Annotated in this window: 18 protein-coding genes; 15 read left to right on the top strand and 3 right to left on the bottom strand. The window is 47.9% G+C overall.

The features are described 5' to 3' along the window. Nucleotides 1-198: 198 nt before the first annotated feature. The 4 genes from ACJJIL_RS13525 to ACJJIL_RS13510 all read left to right on the top strand — a co-directional run bounded on the left by ACJJIL_RS13525 (nt 199) and on the right by ACJJIL_RS13510 (nt 6,382). Entirely contained in the window at nt 199-2,400 is a 2,202-nt protein-coding gene (locus tag ACJJIL_RS13525) for a hypothetical protein (protein ID WP_445359937.1), read from the top strand. Between the two features lie 239 nt (nt 2,401-2,639). Further along, nucleotides 2,640-3,191: a GmrSD restriction endonuclease domain-containing protein gene (locus ACJJIL_RS13520; RefSeq protein WP_282933405.1), complete on the top strand. Its 552-nt coding sequence runs from the start codon at nt 2,640-2,642 to the stop codon at nt 3,189-3,191. 76 nt (nt 3,192-3,267) lie between these two features. Beyond that, nucleotides 3,268-5,994 (top strand): DEAD/DEAH box helicase, encoded by a 2,727-nt coding sequence (locus ACJJIL_RS13515; protein WP_445359936.1) that lies wholly within the window; start codon nt 3,268-3,270, stop codon nt 5,992-5,994. 85 nt (nt 5,995-6,079) lie between these two features. Then, a complete protein-coding gene (locus tag ACJJIL_RS13510; protein ID WP_282933402.1) occupies nt 6,080-6,382 on the top strand; it encodes a hypothetical protein in 303 nt (100 codons plus the stop codon). A gap of 123 nt (nt 6,383-6,505) precedes the next feature. Here the strand turns inward: ACJJIL_RS13510 and ACJJIL_RS13505 are convergent, their stop codons facing one another. Further along, the gene (locus ACJJIL_RS13505) at nt 6,506-6,820 is read right to left on the bottom strand and encodes a DUF6471 domain-containing protein (RefSeq protein WP_108732688.1); all 315 of its coding nucleotides are present in this window, start codon (nt 6,818-6,820) and stop codon (nt 6,506-6,508) included. Between the two features lie 148 nt (nt 6,821-6,968). Between ACJJIL_RS13505 and ACJJIL_RS13500 the strand changes: the two genes are divergently transcribed. From ACJJIL_RS13500 to ACJJIL_RS13470, 7 genes are read left to right on the top strand one after another with little or no spacing between them, the layout of a single operon-like run. Further along, complete coding sequence (locus tag ACJJIL_RS13500) at nt 6,969-7,373, top strand: DUF2170 family protein (RefSeq protein WP_108732689.1); 405 nt, start codon at nt 6,969-6,971, stop codon at nt 7,371-7,373. Continuing rightward, complete coding sequence (locus ACJJIL_RS13495; protein ID WP_282933401.1) at nt 7,370-8,065, top strand: PspA/IM30 family protein; 696 nt, start codon at nt 7,370-7,372, stop codon at nt 8,063-8,065. The genes ACJJIL_RS13500 and ACJJIL_RS13495 overlap by 4 nt, the downstream gene beginning before the upstream one ends. Nucleotides 8,066-8,069: 4 nt before the next feature. Continuing rightward, nucleotides 8,070-9,140, top strand: a complete 1,071-nt coding sequence (locus ACJJIL_RS13490) for a potassium channel family protein (protein ID WP_445359935.1) — start codon at nt 8,070-8,072, stop codon at nt 9,138-9,140. After that, nucleotides 9,125-9,778, top strand: coding sequence for a YjfK family protein (locus tag ACJJIL_RS13485; RefSeq protein ID WP_413665198.1), 654 nt, complete (start codon nt 9,125-9,127; stop codon nt 9,776-9,778). Before ACJJIL_RS13490 ends, ACJJIL_RS13485 begins: the two co-directional genes overlap by 16 nt. A 14-nt stretch (nt 9,779-9,792) precedes the next feature. Beyond that, complete coding sequence (locus ACJJIL_RS13480; RefSeq protein WP_282933398.1) at nt 9,793-10,209, top strand: DUF350 domain-containing protein; 417 nt, start codon at nt 9,793-9,795, stop codon at nt 10,207-10,209. Between the two features lie 12 nt (nt 10,210-10,221). Continuing rightward, entirely contained in the window at nt 10,222-10,836 is a 615-nt protein-coding gene (locus tag ACJJIL_RS13475) for a DUF1190 domain-containing protein (RefSeq protein ID WP_282933397.1), read from the top strand. A 3-nt stretch (nt 10,837-10,839) separates the two neighbouring features. Then, nucleotides 10,840-12,006: a glutathionylspermidine synthase family protein gene (locus tag ACJJIL_RS13470; protein WP_444905742.1), complete on the top strand. Its 1,167-nt coding sequence runs from the start codon at nt 10,840-10,842 to the stop codon at nt 12,004-12,006. Between the two features lie 57 nt (nt 12,007-12,063). On the opposite strand, the gene ACJJIL_RS13465 is transcribed toward ACJJIL_RS13470, so the two are convergent. Beyond that, complete coding sequence (locus ACJJIL_RS13465) at nt 12,064-12,696, bottom strand: acyloxyacyl hydrolase (RefSeq protein WP_444905741.1); 633 nt, start codon at nt 12,694-12,696, stop codon at nt 12,064-12,066. A gap of 777 nt (nt 12,697-13,473) precedes the next feature. Between ACJJIL_RS13465 and ACJJIL_RS13460 the strand changes: the two genes are divergently transcribed. The 4 genes from ACJJIL_RS13460 (at nt 13,474) to ACJJIL_RS13445 (ending at nt 19,051) form a co-directional block, all read left to right on the top strand. Next, entirely contained in the window at nt 13,474-14,949 is a 1,476-nt protein-coding gene (locus ACJJIL_RS13460) for a lytic polysaccharide monooxygenase (protein ID WP_445359934.1), read from the top strand. 1,232 nt (nt 14,950-16,181) lie between these two features. Further along, a complete protein-coding gene (locus tag ACJJIL_RS13455; RefSeq protein ID WP_445359933.1) occupies nt 16,182-16,466 on the top strand; it encodes a hypothetical protein in 285 nt (94 codons plus the stop codon). A 298-nt stretch (nt 16,467-16,764) separates the two neighbouring features. Next, complete coding sequence (locus tag ACJJIL_RS13450; protein ID WP_445359932.1) at nt 16,765-18,387, top strand: vanadium-dependent haloperoxidase; 1,623 nt, start codon at nt 16,765-16,767, stop codon at nt 18,385-18,387. Nucleotides 18,388-18,472: 85 nt separating this feature from the next. After that, a complete protein-coding gene (locus tag ACJJIL_RS13445) occupies nt 18,473-19,051 on the top strand; it encodes a hypothetical protein (protein ID WP_445359931.1) in 579 nt (192 codons plus the stop codon). A gap of 285 nt (nt 19,052-19,336) precedes the next feature. Here the strand turns inward: ACJJIL_RS13445 and ACJJIL_RS13440 are convergent, their stop codons facing one another. Continuing rightward, on the bottom strand, nt 19,337-20,968 hold the full coding sequence (locus ACJJIL_RS13440) for a hybrid sensor histidine kinase/response regulator (protein ID WP_444896735.1): 1,632 nt from the start codon (nt 20,966-20,968) through the stop codon (nt 19,337-19,339). Nucleotides 20,969-21,268: the final 300 nt, after the last annotated feature.

The raw sequence follows: 21,268 nt of genomic DNA, 5'->3' as shown, positions 1-21,268 counted from the left end.
ATTATAGGGTTGTTTTCTGAGGGGGAGCTTTCCATTGAAATATATGAAGAGCTTTACGTAGGAAATTAAATTTATTGAACTAAATTTTTTTTCGTCTGTAATCAAACCTTATTAAGTCTGTCATTTAGCACAACTACTCTATGCCGCCTTTATAACTGGAACTGCCTTCGGGTGGGGAATCAACGCATTGGAGTGGCAATGAAAAATCATAAATTTTTCAAAAGAGCAGCGTTAGCTATTGCTATACCGGCAATTTTGTCTGGTTGCAGTGACGATAATGATGATCCGATAGTGGTAACTCCAGATCCGGAAGTGCCAGAGGAAGTCAGTCTATTTGAATCAGTTGCTGGTTCTGAGGCTGCTGCGCATATTGGTCCTTCAACAATGCAGGTACCACATGTTGTCGCCACGGCTGAAAACGTCAAGGTAATTAATCTGCTCAGCAATGGTTATCTCCCCACTGATTACTCCAGTGAAAATGTTCCCCAACAGGATATGCTTCCTATATTCGAGGAGCACCCAAGTCTCGATGCTGCGGATACGGATGGCCTTTATGTATTGTCTGGAGAACCCGATGGTTTGGGGTATCTGGATAATGACGACGATACATTTACCCTGTTTATGAACCAGGAACACTACAACTTTGTTGGCGGTGATGGGGTGGTGCTGGAGAACTCAAATCGCAGTCTCCGATCGACAGGCACCTTCATTTCAAAGTGGGTAATCAATAAAACCACCGGGGAAATTGAGGGTGGTGAGGACCTGATTAAAGGTGTTTATGCCTGGCGGCGTACCCTGTATGACACGGATGGTGAGGTTGCTGAATCTCCAGGATATACCTACGTAACACAAATGAAACCCTATTTTGATGCGGATGGGGACCTTGTGAATACGGGAGCATTCGAACGCTTCTGCTCCGCAACTCTGCCAGCTGAAACTGCTTTCTATAATGCGGAAAGCGGCAAGGGCACCCAGGTGCGGATGTTCTTGACCGGCGAAGAGAGTGACGGTGGCGAGAGCCTCAAAACTTATTACGATGGTTTGGTTGAGAAGCGTGGTTATGAAGGCCTTCGATTTGATGCTTTTGGTAGCATCAGTGGTGAGGCGAAAGCCAAGAGTGAGATCGAGTCTGTCTACGAGTACGACAAATCGGAAATTTATATCGGTCGCGGTATCGCTGTTTTGACAACCGGAGACAATGCTGGTGATGCTTATGAATTGCCACTACTCGGTAAATCTCGATTTGAAAATATCGTACCCAACTATAAAGCACAGGATAAAACCATACTGCTGTCTGTCGATGATGAACGGCCTCGGGGGGATGAGGATGATGCTTATCGCAATGGAGGTTTTCTCACAGTCTATGTTGGTGAAAAAACCAATGAAGGCAGTGAAGTTGATAAGGCTGGCTTGACCAATGGTGAGCTGTATGCGGTTCGGGTTTTGGATAGAGATGGCGCTCCGGTGGTTGATTTTAGTGATAGTGACAATCGAGCGCTGTTTGACGACAGCGAATTGATGTTTGAGTTGGTACAACTCTCCAACCGGGATACCGACGGCGATGGGAAGTCAGAAGATATTCGCGATATGAGCCAGGAGGCTTTCCGCATTCATACCACCGGAATGGAAGTCTCCCAGTGGCGTTCTCCGGAAGATGGTGATTGGGACCCATTAGATCCCAATAGCTTTTATTTTGGAGCCAAGTACGGTGTATACCAGATTGAGTTTGCGGATATCACCAATCCAATAGATGGTGGAATCATCAAGAGAGTAGTGAGTAGCAAATCCGATGGCGATATAACTGACAACTATGAAAATTTCGACAATATGGCAGCGGTTGCTGGTGTCGATAATAAGACTCGCTTGGTGTTGCAATTTGATAAATCTAATTATTACTCACCAATCTACGTTCTCGACCCTGAAACCGGAGAAATGATTCGTGTTGCCGAATTTAACCCGGAAATTATTGGCGATAGTGAAGACGAGCTCGATCTGAAGATCGAGAAACAGCTGGCAAGTGGAGAGCTGGAAGCTGAGCCTACCGAGGAGGAATACCAAGCGCTGCTGGAAGAGCATGTGGAGAGTAAGCCCTACCGTCAATACTACTCACAATCCTCCAAGGTTCGCAGTGGGCTGGATGATACCGGGATGGAGGCTGCGCTCTCTACCGATGCTGAAGCATCCGGGGTTATTTATGTGGGCGATATTCTGGGTGATGGTTGGTTCTTGAGTTCAACCCAGTTTCACTATGATTTTGAAGGTCGAGTGGATAGTTACCTGAATTCCTTTAATGTGCGTGACCAAAAAAATGGCCCCTCTACACAATTGATTCAGGAAATGATGGCCGGAGGACAGTTGCACGCAATCTATATCCCTCAAGCGGTAGGGCTGGACAAGTAGCAAAATCTATCGTTGATAAATTATGCCCTGTCAAGCGTTAATCAGGCAGGGCATTTTTATCAGGTGTAAAAAAATTGATCGAAATATCCTGCTCTTCATTACTCTTGCTATAGCCCTATTTTTTCATTTGGGGTGTTTTGTATAACGTTTGAACCATTTCTTATTGATTTGAATCGCCGCATACAATTGGTACACACTTTCTTGTAACCTAGCGCTCTGGTTTGATTGGTAGTTGATGTATGAGCGTTCGGTCAGTTTCTAAGCTTTTTTCCATTGCTGTAGTTTTCTCCTTCAGTTTTTCCGCTTTTGCAGCGTCCTATGATCGGGCGGAGTGGCTGCCCAAGTGGTCTGATTCCGATCGGGATTGCCAGGATACCCGCCATGAGTTGTTAATTCGCTATTCACTATCCCCGGTAACCTATACCCGCTCCAATCACTGCAAAGTAGACACCGGTTTGTGGCTGGATCCCTACACAGGCGGCTTCTTTGTAAAAGCTTCAGATCTTGATGTGGAACATATTGTGCCGCTGAAGTGGGCGCACGATCACGGGGGAGCGGATTGGACGCGCAAGCGAAAGCAGCGGTTTGCTGAGGACATCGAGAATTTATGGCTGGTTGATGACGGTCGTAACCAAAGTAAAGGCCACAAAGGGCCGGACAAGTGGATGCCGCCCTATGGACCGGTCAAGCAAGTTTACCTCAAGCGGTTTATGGCAATCGTAGATAAGTATGGTCTTCAATTGAGTGCGGGCGAGCGCCGCAAATATCAATCGCTAATGGCGGATGGCTGAGGACAAGTAGTCTCTGGGGGTATAACAAGGTTCCGGCATCCGTTAGAATTTTGTTGTCCCCCAGGAGTTATTTGATATGCAGCACCCCCCCAAGAAGTTAATCGAATACTTTCGGCGCTGCTATCAAGCTGACAGTTACGACCTCTCCCTGAACAATATTCTAAATCTCAAATCGAATCGGCGTCTGTTCTTAGATGAGCGGGACTATTTGGGGGCTGATGAGTTACCACGTATACCTGTCTCCGCTACTTCGGGAGCAAAACTGCTGGAACAAGTGGATGCTTACCGAAAGGAGCGGCGGCTGATTTATGGTTGCCTGTTTATTTGTGGTAACTATGCTCTCCAATCTGGACTAAGTGTAAAACGCAAGTTCTGTGCACCACTACTTTATTTTCCCGCCAAGCTACATTTTGATGAGGATTGTTTTGTAGAGATCAACTCTGCAAACATTCACGTTAATCTCCCTGTTTTACGTCAACTGCTTAAACCTGATGTTGAGTCCTCAATAACAGATAGTTTCCCAGTGCTTGCTTCGCCGCTTTCTTCGACACAGCTGGCTGACGTCGGCCGCTGGCTAACCCATTACACTATTTTGGAAAATGTAGAGGAATTGGGGCGCTGGCCTAACTTGAGTGGTAAGGCAGCTGTTGAAAGTGCATCGAAGGGTGCTCAGTTGTCCTTGGTCTCGGCGGGTGCGGTAATTCTTGCAGATAGATCAAGGGGCTCTCGTGGAGTACTGCACGAATTACAACTTTTAGGCAGGGAAAAAAAATTATCTCCTCCGTTACAGGCATTACTGGGAGAGTGCCACTGGGAAACTGCACAGAAAGCGTGTGAGCCGGATATGCTGCCGGGTCTGTTGAGTGGGGCTCAGGAGGGGGCACTGGAAAATGCGGCTCGCTTTCCTCTTAGCCTTGTTTCAGGTCCGCCCGGTACGGGAAAGAGTTTTACGATCGCGGCTATGGTTCTCGATCGAGTGCTGCATGGTGAAAGTGTTTTGGTGGTATCGAAGAACCAGCAAGCATTGGATGTGGTGCGGGATAAATTGCGAGATGAGTACGGGCTGACTCAAGGGTATGTACATCGAGAGGAGCGGGGTTTTATCCCCAGCTTAAAAGCTCATCTGGATAGGCTGCTGAAAGAGGGGGTGGAACTTCCAGAGAGAAAGCCTGCCCAGGTGAAGAGGGAATTGAAGAGGGCTTATCGAGCCTTGAGGGGCTTGGAGAAGCGCTTCTCTAAAGAGCTGGGATTGGCGCGCGCTGTTAGTGTAGGTCGGTTTGCTCAGTGGGTAGCGCGATATGCCTGGAGCTTCTTTGCAAGTCGATTGAGTGTTAAAAGCCTGTGGCAATCACAAGGTGCGATTGATGATTGTCGGCGCAACTTTGAAAGCCTGGCAAGTCAGTATTTGAATACTTATCGCCGCGATACATTGCACAGACTGCTGGAAAAGAATCGAGGTACCCTGAGCCAATTCAATCAAGCCTTGCGATCTCGAACTTCAAAAGTACAGGCGGAGCGCTTTGCCCAAACTGATATGCGGGTGGTAATGCAGGCGTTCCCCATATGGCTGGTGGAGGCAGATGAACTCAATGAAGTGCTGCCGTTATCGCCCGCCATGTTCGATTTGGTAGTCTTTGATGAGGCAACCCAGTGTGATATTGCGAGTTCACTGCCGGCTCTGTTTCGAGCTGAGCGGGCAGTGATTGTCGGTGACAGTAAGCAACTGCGGCATGTTTCATTTCTTTCCCGCAACCGGCAGCAAAGTATCTGGCAGGGAGTGGTAAAAGATGCCGGGGTGCCGCCAAAACTGAGCTATAGGGATCAATCACTTTTGGATTTGGCTTCAGACGTGATTCCCACTCAACAAGCTGTTGTGATGCTGGATGAGCACTTTCGCAGCCATCCAGAGCTGATCGCATTCAGTAACCATGCTTTTTACTCCGGCCGCTTGAAAGTTATGAGGGCCAGGCCCAAACCATTACCAGAGTCGGCGCTAGAATTTTATCAACTGCCAGGGCGCCGGAGGAAAAATGGGAGAAACACCGTAGAGCGCGACTGGGTTATTGCGCAATTGAAAGCGCATTTCGAGCGCTATGCCGATGCTGCAATTCGGCCGTCGGTCGGTGTTTTGTCTCCCTATCGGGATCAGGCCGATTATTTGGAAGGGGAGTTGATTAAGGTTTTCTCCTCTCAGAAGTTACAGAGTTTTTCTGTACGCGTTGCCACGCCCTATGGTTTTCAAGGAGAGGAGCGAGATTTAATGCTTATCTCCATGGCTATTGATAATCAATCGTTGCGGGCAGCCAGCTACTTAAACCGGGCGGATGTGTTTAATGTCGCAATTACCAGGGCAAAAGAAAAGCAGTTGGTTGCATTGTCGATTGAGCCCCAAGCTCTCCCTACGGATCATCTCTTGCGTCAATATGTTGAGTTTCCACACTCCGTTGGCAGTCATTTGCAGGGTGATGAAATCGTATGTCGTTTTGCGAGTGAAGTTAGCCATTTATTAACCCAGCACGAAATTCCCCATTGGGTAGGCTTTCCTGTGGCTGGGCAGATTGTAGATGTGGTTTGTGCTGTGAGCGGGCGTTTTATCGGTATTGACCTGATTGGGTATCCCGGCGACTACGAGTCTTACTTTAGTGTAAAGGTCTACAAGGCATTGTATCGGGCGGGCATTCGGGTCTTTCCCCTGCCGTATATTAACTGGCGAAAAGACCGGCAGGGCTGCATCGAGCAGTTATTGACGATCCTTCAGCAGGAAAAAGTGCCTGTATCTGAAGCTGCTATTCCTGACGGTTAGTGCCGCTGCTTAGGGCTCAGAGATGAAAGTTACGCCGCAGCTGCTAGTCTTCAAGGAGATTTGAGCAAAATTCCAGAGTAGATCTATGAAATCCTGGTTGCTGATTCTCTCCCTCTCTGTGGTTGCAATTGCCGGAGTCCAAGTTTCTTTGGCTGATCCGCAGCAGGTTCAAGGGGTGCGAAGTCCCACTTTAAGTTTCTGCCAGGCGCGGTTCTATGAGGAAGAGGACGGACGCCTCTACTGTAACTGGGCAGTCAATTTCAGGTATGCCTGCTTTGTTTGGTGGCCAACGAATAAGATTATTCCTGCAGGGGCCAAGCTTTCAGAGCCTGAGGTTGTCGGAAAGTGCGGTAATGGTGAGCCAGTCGTCAAATTGCATCACTACTAACTCACCTGTAAAGGAGCTGTGCAGGTGAGTCGTGGATACCCCGGTTTTTCAGCGGGTAAGCTTGATTACTGACGACGGAGTCAAAGTGTGATCGCGTGTACTGGTGTCCAAGGAGGTGGCGTGTTAGCTTTTCTCCTGCTCGGCATAGAGTCCTCGATCTTGCAGCTCACGGGCCTGTTTGAGGATTTCAAGCATGGCGCTGTCCTCCACCGACATGGCATCGATGATGGCTGCCAGCAGATCTGCTGAAAACATGCACTTGCTGACTTTGCTGCGCAGGTTTTCCGGTGTCATTGAAATTCCTCTCTCGGCCAGTGCTTGGGCGAGATCCCCGTAACGCATGCCCTTTAGTGCCATTGATGCGCGCACATAGCGAGCAATTGCCTGCTTGTAAGGGGTCAGTGCTTGCTGGTTGCTCAGGCTTTGCTTGTGGTCCATGGGCTCTACTCCGTCCTATTCACTATCACCAATGTGGTAAATATTATCTTTGTGTGTATTATTTGCAACATTAGTTTGTAATAAGTTATTGACCGCAGATTTTTTGGTGCTATATTTGTGACCAATATTCCACAGCGAGGGAGTTGAGATGACCTGGAACAATGAGAACCTGCGCCAATTGGCGGAAAACCACTCCGGATGGGTGGTCGAATCTGAGGGGGATTGCCTCAGTATTTCCAACGATGAAGGCGTCGATGCGTTTGTCTATGTTGGCGAGAAACAGATAGTTGTAGAGAGCATTCTGTTTCCCGTGAGCCAGGTAGATGATGTGGCAGCGCTCAATGAAATGGTTCTGCAAACACATCAGCTGGTGCCCCTGACAGCCATTGCGATTAAGAATATTGGTGGTGAGAACTACTACGTCGCTTTCGGTGCTCTGTCGGTGTCCAGCAAGGACGAAGTTGTTATCGAGGAGGTTGAGACCCTGTTTTCCAATGTGGGTGACTTCCTGGATTTATTTGCCGATCATTTTGAAACGGAGGGTGTAGCATGAGCCTTAAGAGAATTTGGACTGCTTTGAAAGGCGCAGTTAACGAAGGAACAGAAGCAGTAGCGGATAGCCAATCGATTCGTATTCTTGATCAAGAATTACGCGAGGCGAAGGAAGAATTGAAAGCTTGCGATGAAAACCTGACCAAAATCATGGCGAAGCGCAAACTTACTGAGAGTAAGGTCCAAGCGCTGCAAGCCGACGTTGAAACCTATAGCACTCACGCAATCAACGCGAGTGAAAAGGGCGATAACGAACTCGCTCTTGAGTGTGCAGAGCGTGTTACTGAGCTGGAAAGCCAGCTGGAAACTGAGCGCAGCATCCTGGATGGATTCCTGAGTTCAGAGAGCACCCTGAAAGGTAATATTACCCAGGCAAAAACCAATGTGCGCCGTATGGAGCAGCAGATTGACCAGATCAAAGCGACTGAGTCTGTTCAAAAAGCACAGGTAGCGGTTTCTTCCCGCCACATGGGTGCGAACAGCAAGATCAAAACAGCGCTGGACAGCCTGGATCGCATCAAAAACAAGCAGGAGCAGCGTGCCGCTGAGCTTGAAGCTGCGGAAGAGCTGGCTTCAGAGGAAACCGGTTCCAGCCTGGATGCCAAGCTGAAAGCGGCGGGCATCAAGCCCGGCGGCCAGAAAAGTGGCAGCGATAAGTTGGCTCAACTGTTAGCGGGCCGCGAAAAGGCTTAACACAGTGCTGCTTTATCGAGTGCGACGCCTTCTGGCGTCGCTTTTCATTCGGGCCAATGTAACCACCATTCTCATAGCTGTAGGCAGCTATGTTTTCATCTCCTATTGGCTGCTCAAAATTGCCGGTGAAGCTGATATTGTCGCGGGCGAGAATTTCTTTTACTGGTTGGTCGTTACCGCATCGACAGTAGGTTACGGCGATTTCTCCCCGGTAACCCCTGAGGGTAAAGCCGTGGTTGCCGCTTGGGTGATCCCAGTGGGCCTCAGCCTGTTTGCCATGGTGGTCACAAGAATTGGCTTTGCGGTTTCAGAATTTGTGCATCGCGGCAAGAAGGGCTTGCGTATGACAAACCATATTGATCACACAGTAATTATCGGCTGGAACGGTACCAGAACGCTCCGCTTGATTGAGTTGCTACTCTCCAAAACAAACGGTAGCGCAGCAGAGATTGTCCTCTGTGTTGAAGCCGATATCGAAAATCCGATGCCGGGTAAGATTGATTTTGTCCGGGTGGAATCGTTTTCCCACGGGGAAGGTATGCAGAGGGCAGGGTTGGCCGATGCCGCTCGAATTATTATCGACAACCCCCTGGATGATGTAACCCTTACAACCGCCTTATTCTGCGACAAGCTCAGCCCGAACAGCCATAAAACGGCTTATTTCCAAGATGAAAATGTGGGTGAATTGCTCCGTGCCCACTGTCCCAATATCGAATGTATTCCCTCTGTCGCTGTAGAGATGTTGGCAAAATCCTCGCTTGACCCCGGTTCCGCAAGGTTGCACCGACAGTTGCTCGATAGCACATACGGCATGACCCAATACAGCGTTGAATATCGGGGTGAGAAGCCTCTTCCTGTCGGTGAATTATTTGACCATTTTAAGCGGGATCTCTCCGCGACCTTAATTGCGGTACGTAGAAAGGGCGTGGTTAAAATTGATGTGAACCCGGGGCTTACCGATCAGGTCACCGAGGGCGACATGCTGTATTATATCTCTGCAAAGCGGCTCGATGAAAAAAGCTGTTTCGATATAAAAAGTAATGAAGAAGGTGTTGGTACATGTTTACCAAACTGATAAATAAAATAAAGGGAAAGGATGCTCCAAAGGTCAAGACTCCAGAAATTATGGGCTTGCGAATGGGGGCGAGTTTTGAGTTGGACCCTTTGGCCATTCGTCTGATACTCGATGAACTGACCATTGAATCCTGTTCACCGACCCAGATCATTAAAGCGGCCGGTGTTGTCGAACTAGATGGTACCTGGATTTATCGCTTTTACACTGATGATGATGCCTGGCTACAAGTGATTGCTGAGGGCGGTCAGCGGGATGAGCATGTGGTCGATGTAAAGCTGTTCCATTTTTACGACACTCTGGATGTTGGTTCGGAGCAGGCTTGGAATAAATTGTTAAAGAGTGATATTGGCGCACCCAGTTATCACCTGCAGGACCGCTCTTATAGCCGTGTATGGACCGCAGCAGGGGACTACCACAACCCAGTGCATATGGCCGAGAAGACTTACGATGAAGATGGTGATTATTCAGTAACGGATCAATTCACCATGCTTTTTGAGCGCGAATTGTCTGATCAGCAAACCGAATCCCTTTTTCTCTCAGCTGAAGAGAAAGAAGAGGATGCAGGCTACTTGAGCCGCAGCTTGGTGATTAGCACCGGCATTACTCTGACCCCCTCACAAATAACAATACACGGATAATAAGGAGATATTTAATGGACCAGCCTTATGATTTACTGACTGGTATCTTGCATTTTGCGGCCTACTTTGGCCTGTCGCTGGTACTTTTGATCGCGTTTAAATTTTTATACGCACTGGTGACCCCTCACGATGAGTGGAAGTTGATACGCGAAGATAAGAATACGGCTGCCGCTATTGGTTTTGGTGGTGCTGTTTTGGGTTTTGCAATTGCCGTTGGTGGTGCTGCAAGTAACTCTATTTCTATTGTCGATTTCGCCATCTGGGCCTTGGTTGCATTGATCGCCCAGTTAATTGCTTTTGCCATTATCCGCTTTGGGTTTATGCCGCGTATTGTTGAGCGCATCGAAGATGGAGAGGTGAGTGCCGGTGTTATGTTGGCTGCAACTACAATCGCTGTTGGCGTATTGAATGCGGCTTGCATGAGCTACTAATTGGGGGTGGTAATGAAGCGTACCAAGAATATTAACCTGGCAAGGATGCGCAAGGGCGGTGGCTCCAATTTTTTACTGCGCCCACTTGCCTTAGGTGTAGCGGCTGCCCTGGTCGGTTGCTCCTCAGATGAGGAAGTTAAAGTTGTCTCTTCAGTAGATGACTGTGTGGCCAATACCCAGCTGGACGAAGCTCAATGTGAAGCAGCTTATCAGCGCGCGGTTGAGGAAGCGGAGCGCACCGGGCCCAAGTATTCCCGTCTCTCTCAGTGTGAGGCTGAGTTCGGTAGCTGCCAAGAGACCAGTAGCGGCGTCTGGATGCCTCTGATGGCGGGCTTTATGGTTGGCTCCATGCTCAATGACAGGGATCGCCACTATAACTATGGCTACTACAACCCGGTCTACCGCTATTCAGGTTCCCGTTACCGCGACAAGCTGATGACAGCTGACGGCGGCATCATTGGCGATTATGGCCGTTCATCTTATAAGGTGGATAAAAGCGCTACGGCGCCTAAGCCTAAAGTTACCAAAACGGTTTCCCGTGGAGGCTTTGGTGCAGTGGCATCGGCCAAATCCAACTGGGGAGGGGGGCGCTCCAGCAGTGGTGGTTCGCGCGGCTGGGGAGGCTGATTTGTGCTGAGGTTGCCGATTGGTGAGCGCCCGCGTTGGCAAGAGCGAGCGCAGGAGTTCGGGTTTCACTTCCATACCATGTATGGCGAACCCTACTGGGATGAAAGCGCCTACTATCAATTCTCCTTGGAGCAGATAGAAAAGCACATTGAAGATCCCACCGAAGAAATTCACCAGATGTGCCTGGATGTCGTTGCCCGTGTGCTTGAGGATGAGGAGTTGCTGAGGCGGTTCTGTATACCCGAGCAGCACTGGGACTTTGTGCGAACATCCTGGCGTAATGGCGACCCCAGTCTCTATTCTCGCCTGGACTTTGCCTATTCCGGACAGGGGCCGGCAAAGCTCTATGAGAACAATGCTGATACTCCCACTTCTCTGTATGAAACCGGCTTCTGGCAGTGGTTGTGGCTGCAGGACAATGTCGATCGCAGGTCTCTGCCGCTACAGTCTGATCAGTTCAATAGCCTGCAGGAAAAGCTGGTTAACCGCTTCCATGATTTACAATTCCTGACCCCGGGGAGGGAGTTGCATTTCGCCTGCTGTAAAGATACGGAAGAGGACCGGGGCACGGTTCAATATTTACAGGATTGTGCCTACGAAGCGGGGATCAATAATCATTTTGTCTTTATCGAAGATATTGGCCGGGATGAAGCGGGTCAGTTTACCGATTTGAATGATCAGGTAATCACCTGGATGTTTAAGCTGTACCCATGGGAATTTATGCTCCGCGAGGAGTTCGGGACCCTGTTGGCAGGAAGCAATGTCCGTTGGTTGGAACCGCCCTGGAAGGCGATTATTTCCAATAAGGCGCTTTTGCCAATGTTGTGGAAGCTTTTTCCAGAGCACCCGAATCTGCTTCCCTCTTTTTTTGAGGATGAGCTGGACAAGGCTGCGGATTTCCCGGAATTAGTTAAGAAGCCAATCTTTTCACGAGAAGGGGCGAATATTTCGGTAGTAAAAGGGGCGGATACCACTTTGCTGTCCGATGGCCCCTATGGGCAAGAAGGGTTTATCTATCAGGCTCTGCATCCTCTCCCCAAATTTGGAAAGAACCATACTCTGGTGGGAAGCTGGCTCGTTGATGACCTGGCAGCGGGGATGTCCATCCGGGAAGATTCAAACCTGATTACCCAGGATATGAGCCGTTATCTGCCACATATCATCCTCTAGGGCCCGCCAATGACTGCAGGCGCTGACATCAAGCCGGCGCCTGCTCAATCCTCTTCTTTAAAAGTTATAGTGCAACCGCAGCTCAAAAAAATTCACTCCGGAATTTTCAGAACAGGTTCCTGCATTTGAGTAGTGCAGTGCGTAAGTTGTGACTCCCCAGCGGCGCTCACTCCCAAAGTCAGAGCCCAATCCAATTCGATCCTCAAACTGGAAATGGCATCCCAGAGTTGTGTGATTTGTGTTTTTACTCACAATATTGGACTCAGTAATGTAACTGGCCCCCACGGAAAACTCGAAGTAGGGAAAGATAGGCTTGTCCCACTGGGGCAGGTACTCAAGCCTCCATACCGGGCTCACTGACATACCGTGAACTAAATCCTCTCCCCTTTTGGAGACGTCGGGATCACCATCGTCCAGGCTGGAGTGCCATTCAAAGTAACTGGTCTCCAGTCGCGTTTTGAGCGTCCATTTCTCAGCAAGGGACCACTGCCAGGGCAGGTCCTTGGATATGGCAAGGCGATATTGGGTGAGCTCATTGCGACGATTGGAAAATCCCGGGCCGGCTCCTACAATTGCAGCCCACCGTTTATCCGGGTTTGTTGCCGTTTCAGCCAAAGACCAGGCTGGAAGCAAAAGAGAAGAACATAACAGACACAGGCCGAGCCTGCGGATAATCAAGTACAACATCATCCCTGATCCTACCTTTCCTACTACGAATGGTGACTACAAGAAAATGATTGGTTAGGGAAACTCAAAATCATCCGGGTTCTTTTCCAGTGTAGACAGAGGTGAGCGAATATAGGTCTTTTATCCCAGTGGTAATTTACTAATGGGAATAATTTACTAGGCTGCAGTTGTATTTGTTGCCAGGAAAACACTTGCAGTGACAGTTTAAAAAAAGCGGTGACAGTGATAGTTCTCTGATTTGAAAAGAGGTTTTTTTCTCAGGATGAAATACGTGTTCGTAGGTTGGGGTAGCTGCCAATTTCCGCCCTGCTGGCAACTTTTGAGGGTAGGTAATATCGAGAGATTTATGGTTTTAAGGCAGTCAGGCTTATCTATTTTGAATTGTAATAGGGGGTTGTTCGTGAGAGAGGGGTGTCATCTATTGATAATTAATGAGTGTAGGGACTTGTATTAAGTTAAAAATCGTCTGTGAAATTTCTCATCCTGTTAAAGGTTTTTCTTTTCTCTAATTTAGGGATCGTTGCAGTTTTTCGTACTATTTTTTAATTTAGTGTTTTTTCTTGAAAAAAAATACCCTTTAATATTATTTTTAAGGGAAAATGGTGCGCTGGTGATCTTCTGAGGTTTGTAAATTTATATCAATGATTGTCAGGAACCGTGCTGTTAAGTAGCGGTCCATAATTCTGTCGCCAACATTACACATCGAATATGTGTATTCAGGATAAGGACCTGGTTCAGCTGGGGAAGGAGGTTGGGCGAAATTGAATAACAGGCATAGATATGATTTTACGAAAAACCAAACTAGCATCTGCAATTAAACTACCCGTATTAAATAGCGCCCTGATGGCAATAGCACTGGCCGGTATGAGTTCAAATGCACTTAGCCACGGCTATGTAGAGGCCGCTGATGGTGGTGTTGCATCCGCTCGTGGAACATTGTGTAAATATGCTCTCGATACGGGAGAGATGAATGTTGACTGCGGTGCTGTTCAATGGGAACCGCAAAGTATAGAAGGGAATGAAGGTTTTCCCGAAAGTGGTCCTGCTGATGGGCAGATAGCCAGTGCAGGAGATAGCTCCTGGTCAGAATTAAATGAGCAATCCTCAGATCGCTGGGTTAAGAATTATATTAGCTCCGGTTGGCAAACTTTTAAATGGCGCTTCACAGCCAATCATGTAACCCGGGACTGGAAATATTACATTACCAAAGAAGGTTGGAATCCAAATGCGGTTTTGACCCGCGACCAATTTGATTTAGATCCATTCTGTGAGGTTGATGGCAACTATGAGCAGCCTGCGGTAAATACGACACATGAGTGTCAGGTGCCAGAACGTGAAGGCTACCACGTAATTCTTGCAGTTTGGGATGTGGGTGATACAGTTAATGCCTTCTATAATGTTATCGATGTCGAGTTTGATGGTGATAATGTTGTCAATACTGACTGGAGTGTTGCAGGCACTATTAATCCAACTCAAGATTTGAATGTGGGCGATAAAGTATATACTCGTGTATTTGATAGCTCCGGTGAAAACTCCTCATATTCTACTGTCCTGGAAATTGCTTCAGATGAGCAGGGTATCGCTGAAAACTGGTCTCACGACTTGGCTGAGCTGATTAACCAGGAACAGAGCAGCATCCGCGCCGGTGATTACGATGGAAGCAGTAGTTTTGAGCCTCTATATGGCATCAACAGTATCTACTTGTTAGAAGGTAGCAGTTTAGAGAGTGTTGAAATTGGATACGAGCTTATCCAAGATCAGGATGATGACTCTACCGATGACGACAATAATTCCGGTGACGATAATTCGGATAATAGTGGAGACAATGGCGACTCTGGAAATTCCGGAAACTCTAGCTGTGAAGCGTTTGTGCAGCAGTATGGTGGTGATCCAGGCTACTCGATTGGCGACGTAGTTGTTTATGACAATGTTGCTTATGAATCTACACATGAGCCAAACTGGTGGTCGCCGAGTGCTGCACCGCAATTCTGGAATGAAACTACCTGCGATGGCTCCGATAGTGGTTCAGACGATAGCTCTGATAACGGCTCCGATGACAGCTCTGATAGCAGTGGTGGAGATGATAGCTCTGCGGTTTCCTGTCCTGAGTTCCAGCAGCCCTACGCCGGTGATAGTGCTTACCAAGTTGGAGATCGGGTAACTTTCAGTGGTCAGGTCTACATTTCAACCTACGGGCCAAACTGGTGGTCCCCATCGGCCGCACCTCAGTATTGGGAAGAGAGTTCCTGCCAATGATGAGTACACTCTGCCTCCTATCTTTTGGTAGTTGATTGAGCTCAGTCCGACCAAAGGGCGTAGTTCCCTTAGGTCGGACGCATTTGTTAAGCTATCAGGTGTGTTGCTCTTTGTGATACACCAATCTTACTTCCCGCCAGTATTTATTCCTTTAACTTTCCTGTTGATACATTCAAATGTGAAGGGCTTCTGAATACAGCGCAAAGCGTCACCTGACAATGACTTCCTGAATCTTACTGTCAACTCTGTAACTCTAGAAAGGAATTGCTTTCCCCTCTGGGTCAATACTGTCCAGAACAGTGATCAATTCCTAGCTGCCTCTTTGCGGTATCATTCGATCCAGATACGCAAAGTCCACCCTATTGAACAACTTCCTATAGTCAGATATCGCGCTGTTCGGCGCCTGTAATATTAACGGGGCTGTTATTTTTTATTTCAAATCGGGTCTCAGCGTGTGTGCAGATTTTATTAGTGAATTAATTTTTTGGCCTGATAAATTTATTTAATTATGAGGGGCGGAAATTGGCAGGTACAGTTTGAAGTAACTGTATCTTGTTTGCTGCTGAGGTAGGGCATAGTGCCTTTGTGTAAAGATATGATGCCATATAGCTCAGCGGGCTCTCGTGTAGTGTTGTGTTCGTTTTTTTGGTGGTAAAAATGAACCGTTGATTTTGAGGTTTGATTTATTTGAGGTTCCTTCGACATTATGGTTGATGTAATCAAAAAGGTGCTTATCCGGCAGGTCGCGAAGTTAACGAGGTAAATCGACGTTTCAGTTTGATTACGGAGGCGCTGTTATTCTAATGGTGGCTCTGGGCGAGCCTCAGTAGGGTGGGGGAGTGTTTTTCCGATCAAAATTGCCTGGGCTGGTGTCAAATTATTTTCCCAAGTCTGAGCATCATTAAAAGGGTCTGTTTATATGTTGAGTCAATAAGGCAGAATCCCTTTTCCTGTGAAGCTCCGGAATTTAGTGCCTGTTGGTGATTTGATTGTTTTAAGTGTTTAGAAATTTACCTTGTTAGCTGTTTTTTGTTCTATACATTTTTGGTTGCAGATTTCAGCGATTTTATTTTTTGGGGTTTAAGCTTTGAAGATAATTGTCAGGAACTGTGAAGCCAAGTGGTGGTCTACAACTTTACAATAAATATTATATTTGAGGTTGATCTCGACAGGATAATAACCTGATTAGTCTGGGGGAGGGAGTTGGACAAACTCGAATAATAGGCATAGGTATGATTTCACAAAAAACCAACCTAGCATTTGTATTTAATCAAGTCGCATTAAATTACACGATTATTGCTATTGTCTCAACTAGAGCCAGATCTAGTGCAACTGACCATGTTTACCTAGAGGCTGGTGATGGAGTTATCACATCTGCAAATGAAGCTCTATGTAAATCTGCTCTCGATCCTGGAGGAATCGATGTTGACTGCGATACAGATCATAGAGAGCCAAAAAGTACTGAGGGCTTCCTCGGAATTGAACTTGGGGATGGGAAAATAGCCAGCGCCCGATAAAAGTCTGACTGCTGGAAAAGAAAACCGTTTTAGCATCTACTCATTTTTTGCTATCGACACGAAATGCATTTGGAATTAAGTCGTTGAGGGATTGAAGTGCTAGGGATCACAAGTGTAATAGATGAAGAGACATTCTACTGAAGTCCAGTTTAAGGTCTAGCTGAATCGGTGTATCGACAGGTTGGTACGGCCTCCACAACCCAGTGCGGTCAACAACAGCCAATTTGAAAACAAACTTACGGCCCACTGATAGATTTACTGATTCAGCGCGCCCTTCAATATCAAAGGACGTAATACAATGAACCACATTCTGTTAAAAACATCGGCCTGCTTCCTGGCAGCAGGCTTAATATTGACATCGGGTGCTGTGCAGGCCCAGAAGACAAAGGGTAAGCAGCCCAAGGGACAAACCAGCGCGTATCTAGGAGAAACCAGCCGATCAACTCTCTCCAAAGGTGTACTTGATCGGCTTGAGCGGACTTCGGGGAAGTCTGGCGAGCTTAATAGACCTAGAGATCGGGTTGTATTTTGGTTCAACACGATGCTCGACTCATCGGCTATCGATCATACTCCCGACCCTGATACCGGCGAAGTGGATTTCTACCAAGGCGGCCCTACCCGGTCCAGTCGCGCATTCGCCATCGTACAAACTGCTGTGTTTGACGCTCTGAACGCCTTTGACGGTAAATACCAACCTTATAATGATCTCGGTGTACTCGACACCAGAGATGCATCCAAAGATGCAGCTATCGCTTACGCCGCTTACGATACCTTGCGCGCACTCTACCCCGATCAGTCAGAGCGTTTGCAGGAATTACTGCTATCAGATCTTGACCAGATAAGAGATAGCGCAGATAGAATTGCCAAGGGCCAAGTGATTGGCGAAGCCGCTGCTGCGGCAATGCTTGCAGTGCGCAGCAATGATAAGGCCGAGCATTTGGAACCCGCTTATGGTGAGGGCGGCGCTGTCGCGGATGGGGATGGGACCTATCACTCTACATCGGTTAATACTGGGGCCAGGGTACCGGGAGAATGGCAGCCTGATCCTGTCGACCCGGTCGGCCAAGACTCCGTGGCTCTGGGAGCCTATTGGGGCAGTGTGACACCTTTTTCACTAAGTTCAGGCGATCAATTCCGCAGTCCTATTCCACCCACAATAACGTCTGAGGAATATGCTGAAGCCTATGAAGAGGTAGCGGCCCTCGGCGGGTCCCCAGCCAATGCTATTACCCCATCGACGTCCACAGCAGAGACACGATTTATCGGGAATTACTGGGGATATGATGGTGTACCACTATTGGGCATCCCCCCGAGACTATATAACCTAATTGCCCTGCAGGCTGCGCTGGACAACAAAGTCGAGCATGAGCTGGACCTGGCTCGCTATTTTGCACTGATCAATGTAGGCCTGGCGGATTCTGGTATCGCTGCGTGGGACAGTAAGTACTATTACAACTACTGGAGACCGGTTACCGCTATTCGCATCGACGACGACAACCCATCGACCTTGCAGGATGAGCAATGGTTGCCAGTAGGGGTGTCAGTCATCAACACCACCATCGCGATTAGGCCAACACCGCCGTTCCCCTCCTACCCATCGGGCCATGCTACCTTCGGTGCTTCCACCTTCGAGATTATGCGCAGTATGTTTGGAGACCAGCCCTTTACTTTTGTATCGGAAGAATACAATGGGGAAGGCTTCGACCCTTTCACGCCGGATACACCGAGGCCATTGGTACCTGTCCGTTTTGAATCCTATACCGCCGCTCAGCAAGAAAATGGCCTCAGCCGTATCTATAACGGAGTGCACTGGGACTTTGACAATATTGCAGGCCAAGTCATGGGCGAGCAGATCGCGCAGAATTTAATGAACAACGTCGAAGCATTTAGCCTGATTAGTAGATCAAGGACTCGCAGGTAAACTATTTTTACGCTATGAGCTAAATTCTCGCCCTCTATCAGGTGCCGCTCCGCAAGGGGCGGCCACACCAAAGGTAACTCACGGTATGAATAGCAAACGATATATTGCAGTGGCAGTGTTCGGAATAATCGCTTTTGGTTTTATAGCTACGCACACATTCAAAGAGCCAGTCGAAAACGAGAAGGTCTGGGTAGGTAAACAGGAGTCGGTACCGGATGTTGAAAGCGTTATCCACCCTGCAAAAACACCCGCTTCAGTGGCACTGGCTAGCAACGACATTAAGGCTGCATTCGAGCGGGATACAGTTATCAAGTTGAACAGTATTGTTCGCCGTTCCCTGGCTACTATTCGTAAGTACGATGCTGAGATAAAGGCCGTTCGAGCAGAGAGTCTTGCGGCGACTCAAGACGGGGTGGATGAGCAGCAAGTGGCATCTGCGAGGGCGAGTCTCGCCAAGCTACAGGAGTGGGACCTGGAAGCATCCATGGCTCTCAAGGATATGAACGCAGCCGTTGAAGAGCTTGAGGCAAGTGGAGAGCACTATAACGCAGCAATTTTAGCGGGCATGGTACGCTTCGTGGAGACTGTGTCCACTGAAATAGGAGACGAGCACACCAAGCTGGCAAGATTGGTGGGGAAGGGGACCGTAGCGGCAAAATTGTGACATACCACTAATAAAGTATCGGCTTCAAAACTATCGAGATTGCACCGAGCAGGAAGGTAATGACATATCGATTGATTTTGGTTTGTGGGAGTCTGCAAACACTAAAATAATGGGAAATTCCACTTGAGCTACTTTTGTGTAGCCTTATCCTGATTACTTTATCACTTCACTTTTTTACAACCGATTATCATAGGGGTCATTCCATTAGCTAACTAATTGGTATCTGAACTCTGTGACGTAGCTGTCAGCTAGGCCGGCTGCGGCGATTTAGATAGAATTTTTTTGTTACCTGGGGAGAGTTATTTTTCCGCTGGCAATCATCTCTTCAATCTTTTTACTGAGATGCTCGAATGTAAATGGTTTCTGGATGCAATCCAGTACCCCGTCAGAAATTACTTCCTGAACTTTACTATCCACGCTGTAACCGGTGGAGAGAATAGCCTTCACTTCGGGGTTAATCCGTTTTAGAAAAGCGAACAATTCTTGCCCATCCATGCCGGGCATAATCATGTCCAGCAGGACCAAATCTACTTCATCACTATATTTTCGGTAGTAAGTTATTGCCTGCTCCGCCGTCGCAAAGGTAACGACGCTATGGCCGTTCATTTCGAACAGGGCTTTAGAGTAGGTGCGGACAATTGCCTCATCGTCGACAACCATAATGCGCAATTTGCGCTCGCGAGCCAGTTTCTTGGCCTGGTAAGTTCTCTTTTTGATTGGAGGCTTGGAAATTGGCAGGTATAGCTTAAAGCTGCTGCCAATTCCCTCACGGCTCTGACACTGTATAGCGCCCTTATGTAAATGAATGGTGCCGTGCACTGCGGCAAGGCCCAGTCCAGCACCACGTCCACTTTCCTTGGTTGTGAAAAATGGTTCAAAGATACGGCGTCGCACTTCGTCAGACATACCAGTGCCATTATCGGTAATCGTTATTAATAGGTACTGGCCTGGCTGGATCTCAAAATCGGCGATAGAAGCCGATTTTTCTATGGTGATGTTGGCAGTGACAAAGCTCAGTGAGCCACCAGAGGGCATAGCATCCTTGGCATTGATTCCGATATTTAGCAAAGCGCTCTTGAGTTGAGCAGGGTCACCCACAATATGTGGACGATTTGCATCTAATTGCTGATCAATCTCGATTCTTCGATCAATAGTGCGAGTTAGCATTGCACAAACATCGCGAATGATTTCGTGGGTATTGCAGCTCTTAAGTTGATAATTTCCCTTGCGGGCAAAAGTGAGTAGCTGTTTGGTCAGCTCTGCGGCATGGCGGGCAGTAGTCAGTATATGGTTGGTATACTCGTTGATTCTGGCATCGGTGGAAATTTGTCGAATAACTTCAGCATAGCCATTGATTCCATGAATCATATTGTTGAAGTCGTGGGCAATACCGCCGGCAAGCTCACCGATAGCTTGCATTTTTTGAGCTTGCCGAAGCTCTTCCTCCAGCAACCGCTGCTTAGTGATATCCGAACCAATACTGAGAATTCCCGCAGGATCTCCCTTCTCATCTGAAATAATTTTATTGGTCCAGGCGATCCATACTCGCTTCCCGCACTTTGTAATATTTTCATTAATATTGTAACGGTGCTCCTCTGGGAACTGGCAAATACGGTCTATCAATTGCCGCAGGTCACGGCCGCTCGTTTCGCTGGCGGGAACAATCGTACCAATTAAATGCCTGCCAATAATCTCGGCTTCGGTATAACCAAATAATTGTTGAGCGTACTCGTTAAAGGATGTGATACGGCCGTGTTGATCGCATCGCATTATGATCGAGTTTGCATGCTCCACCAGCTCCCGGTAGCGCTCCTCACTTTTACGTAAGGCTTCATAGACCTGGGTTGAGTCTCTATCCGAGGTGGTAGCAGTAGATGGTGAAAGGGGAAAAATGGGCATATTACTTTCCTTGATCACCTATTTCTCCTCCTGAGTGCGGCTGCCTGTTTTTCCGCCAGAAATTCCACCATGAAGACGTACAAAAGTATATAGCTGGGGCGGCGTATTTTGACCGTGTAGACATTCTTTGCTGACTGGCTGTTATTTTTAGTTCGTATTGTTATCAAGTGTGCTTTGGTGGTACTGGGGGAACTCTCAGGCTCAGTTATGGCCCCTTGGATTGGGAGATGCATATCTCTAAACAGTCGTTTGTGACAATTTGGATAGTGGCGCTGTCAGCACAAACTGGTAGCATTCACCGCCATATTCAAAACGATT

The sequence above is a fragment of the Microbulbifer maximicatervae (SeqCode) genome (assembly GCF_052468095.1).
Note: the sequence above shows the minus strand (reverse complement) of the source record. Positions and strands in the feature narration are given on the sequence as shown.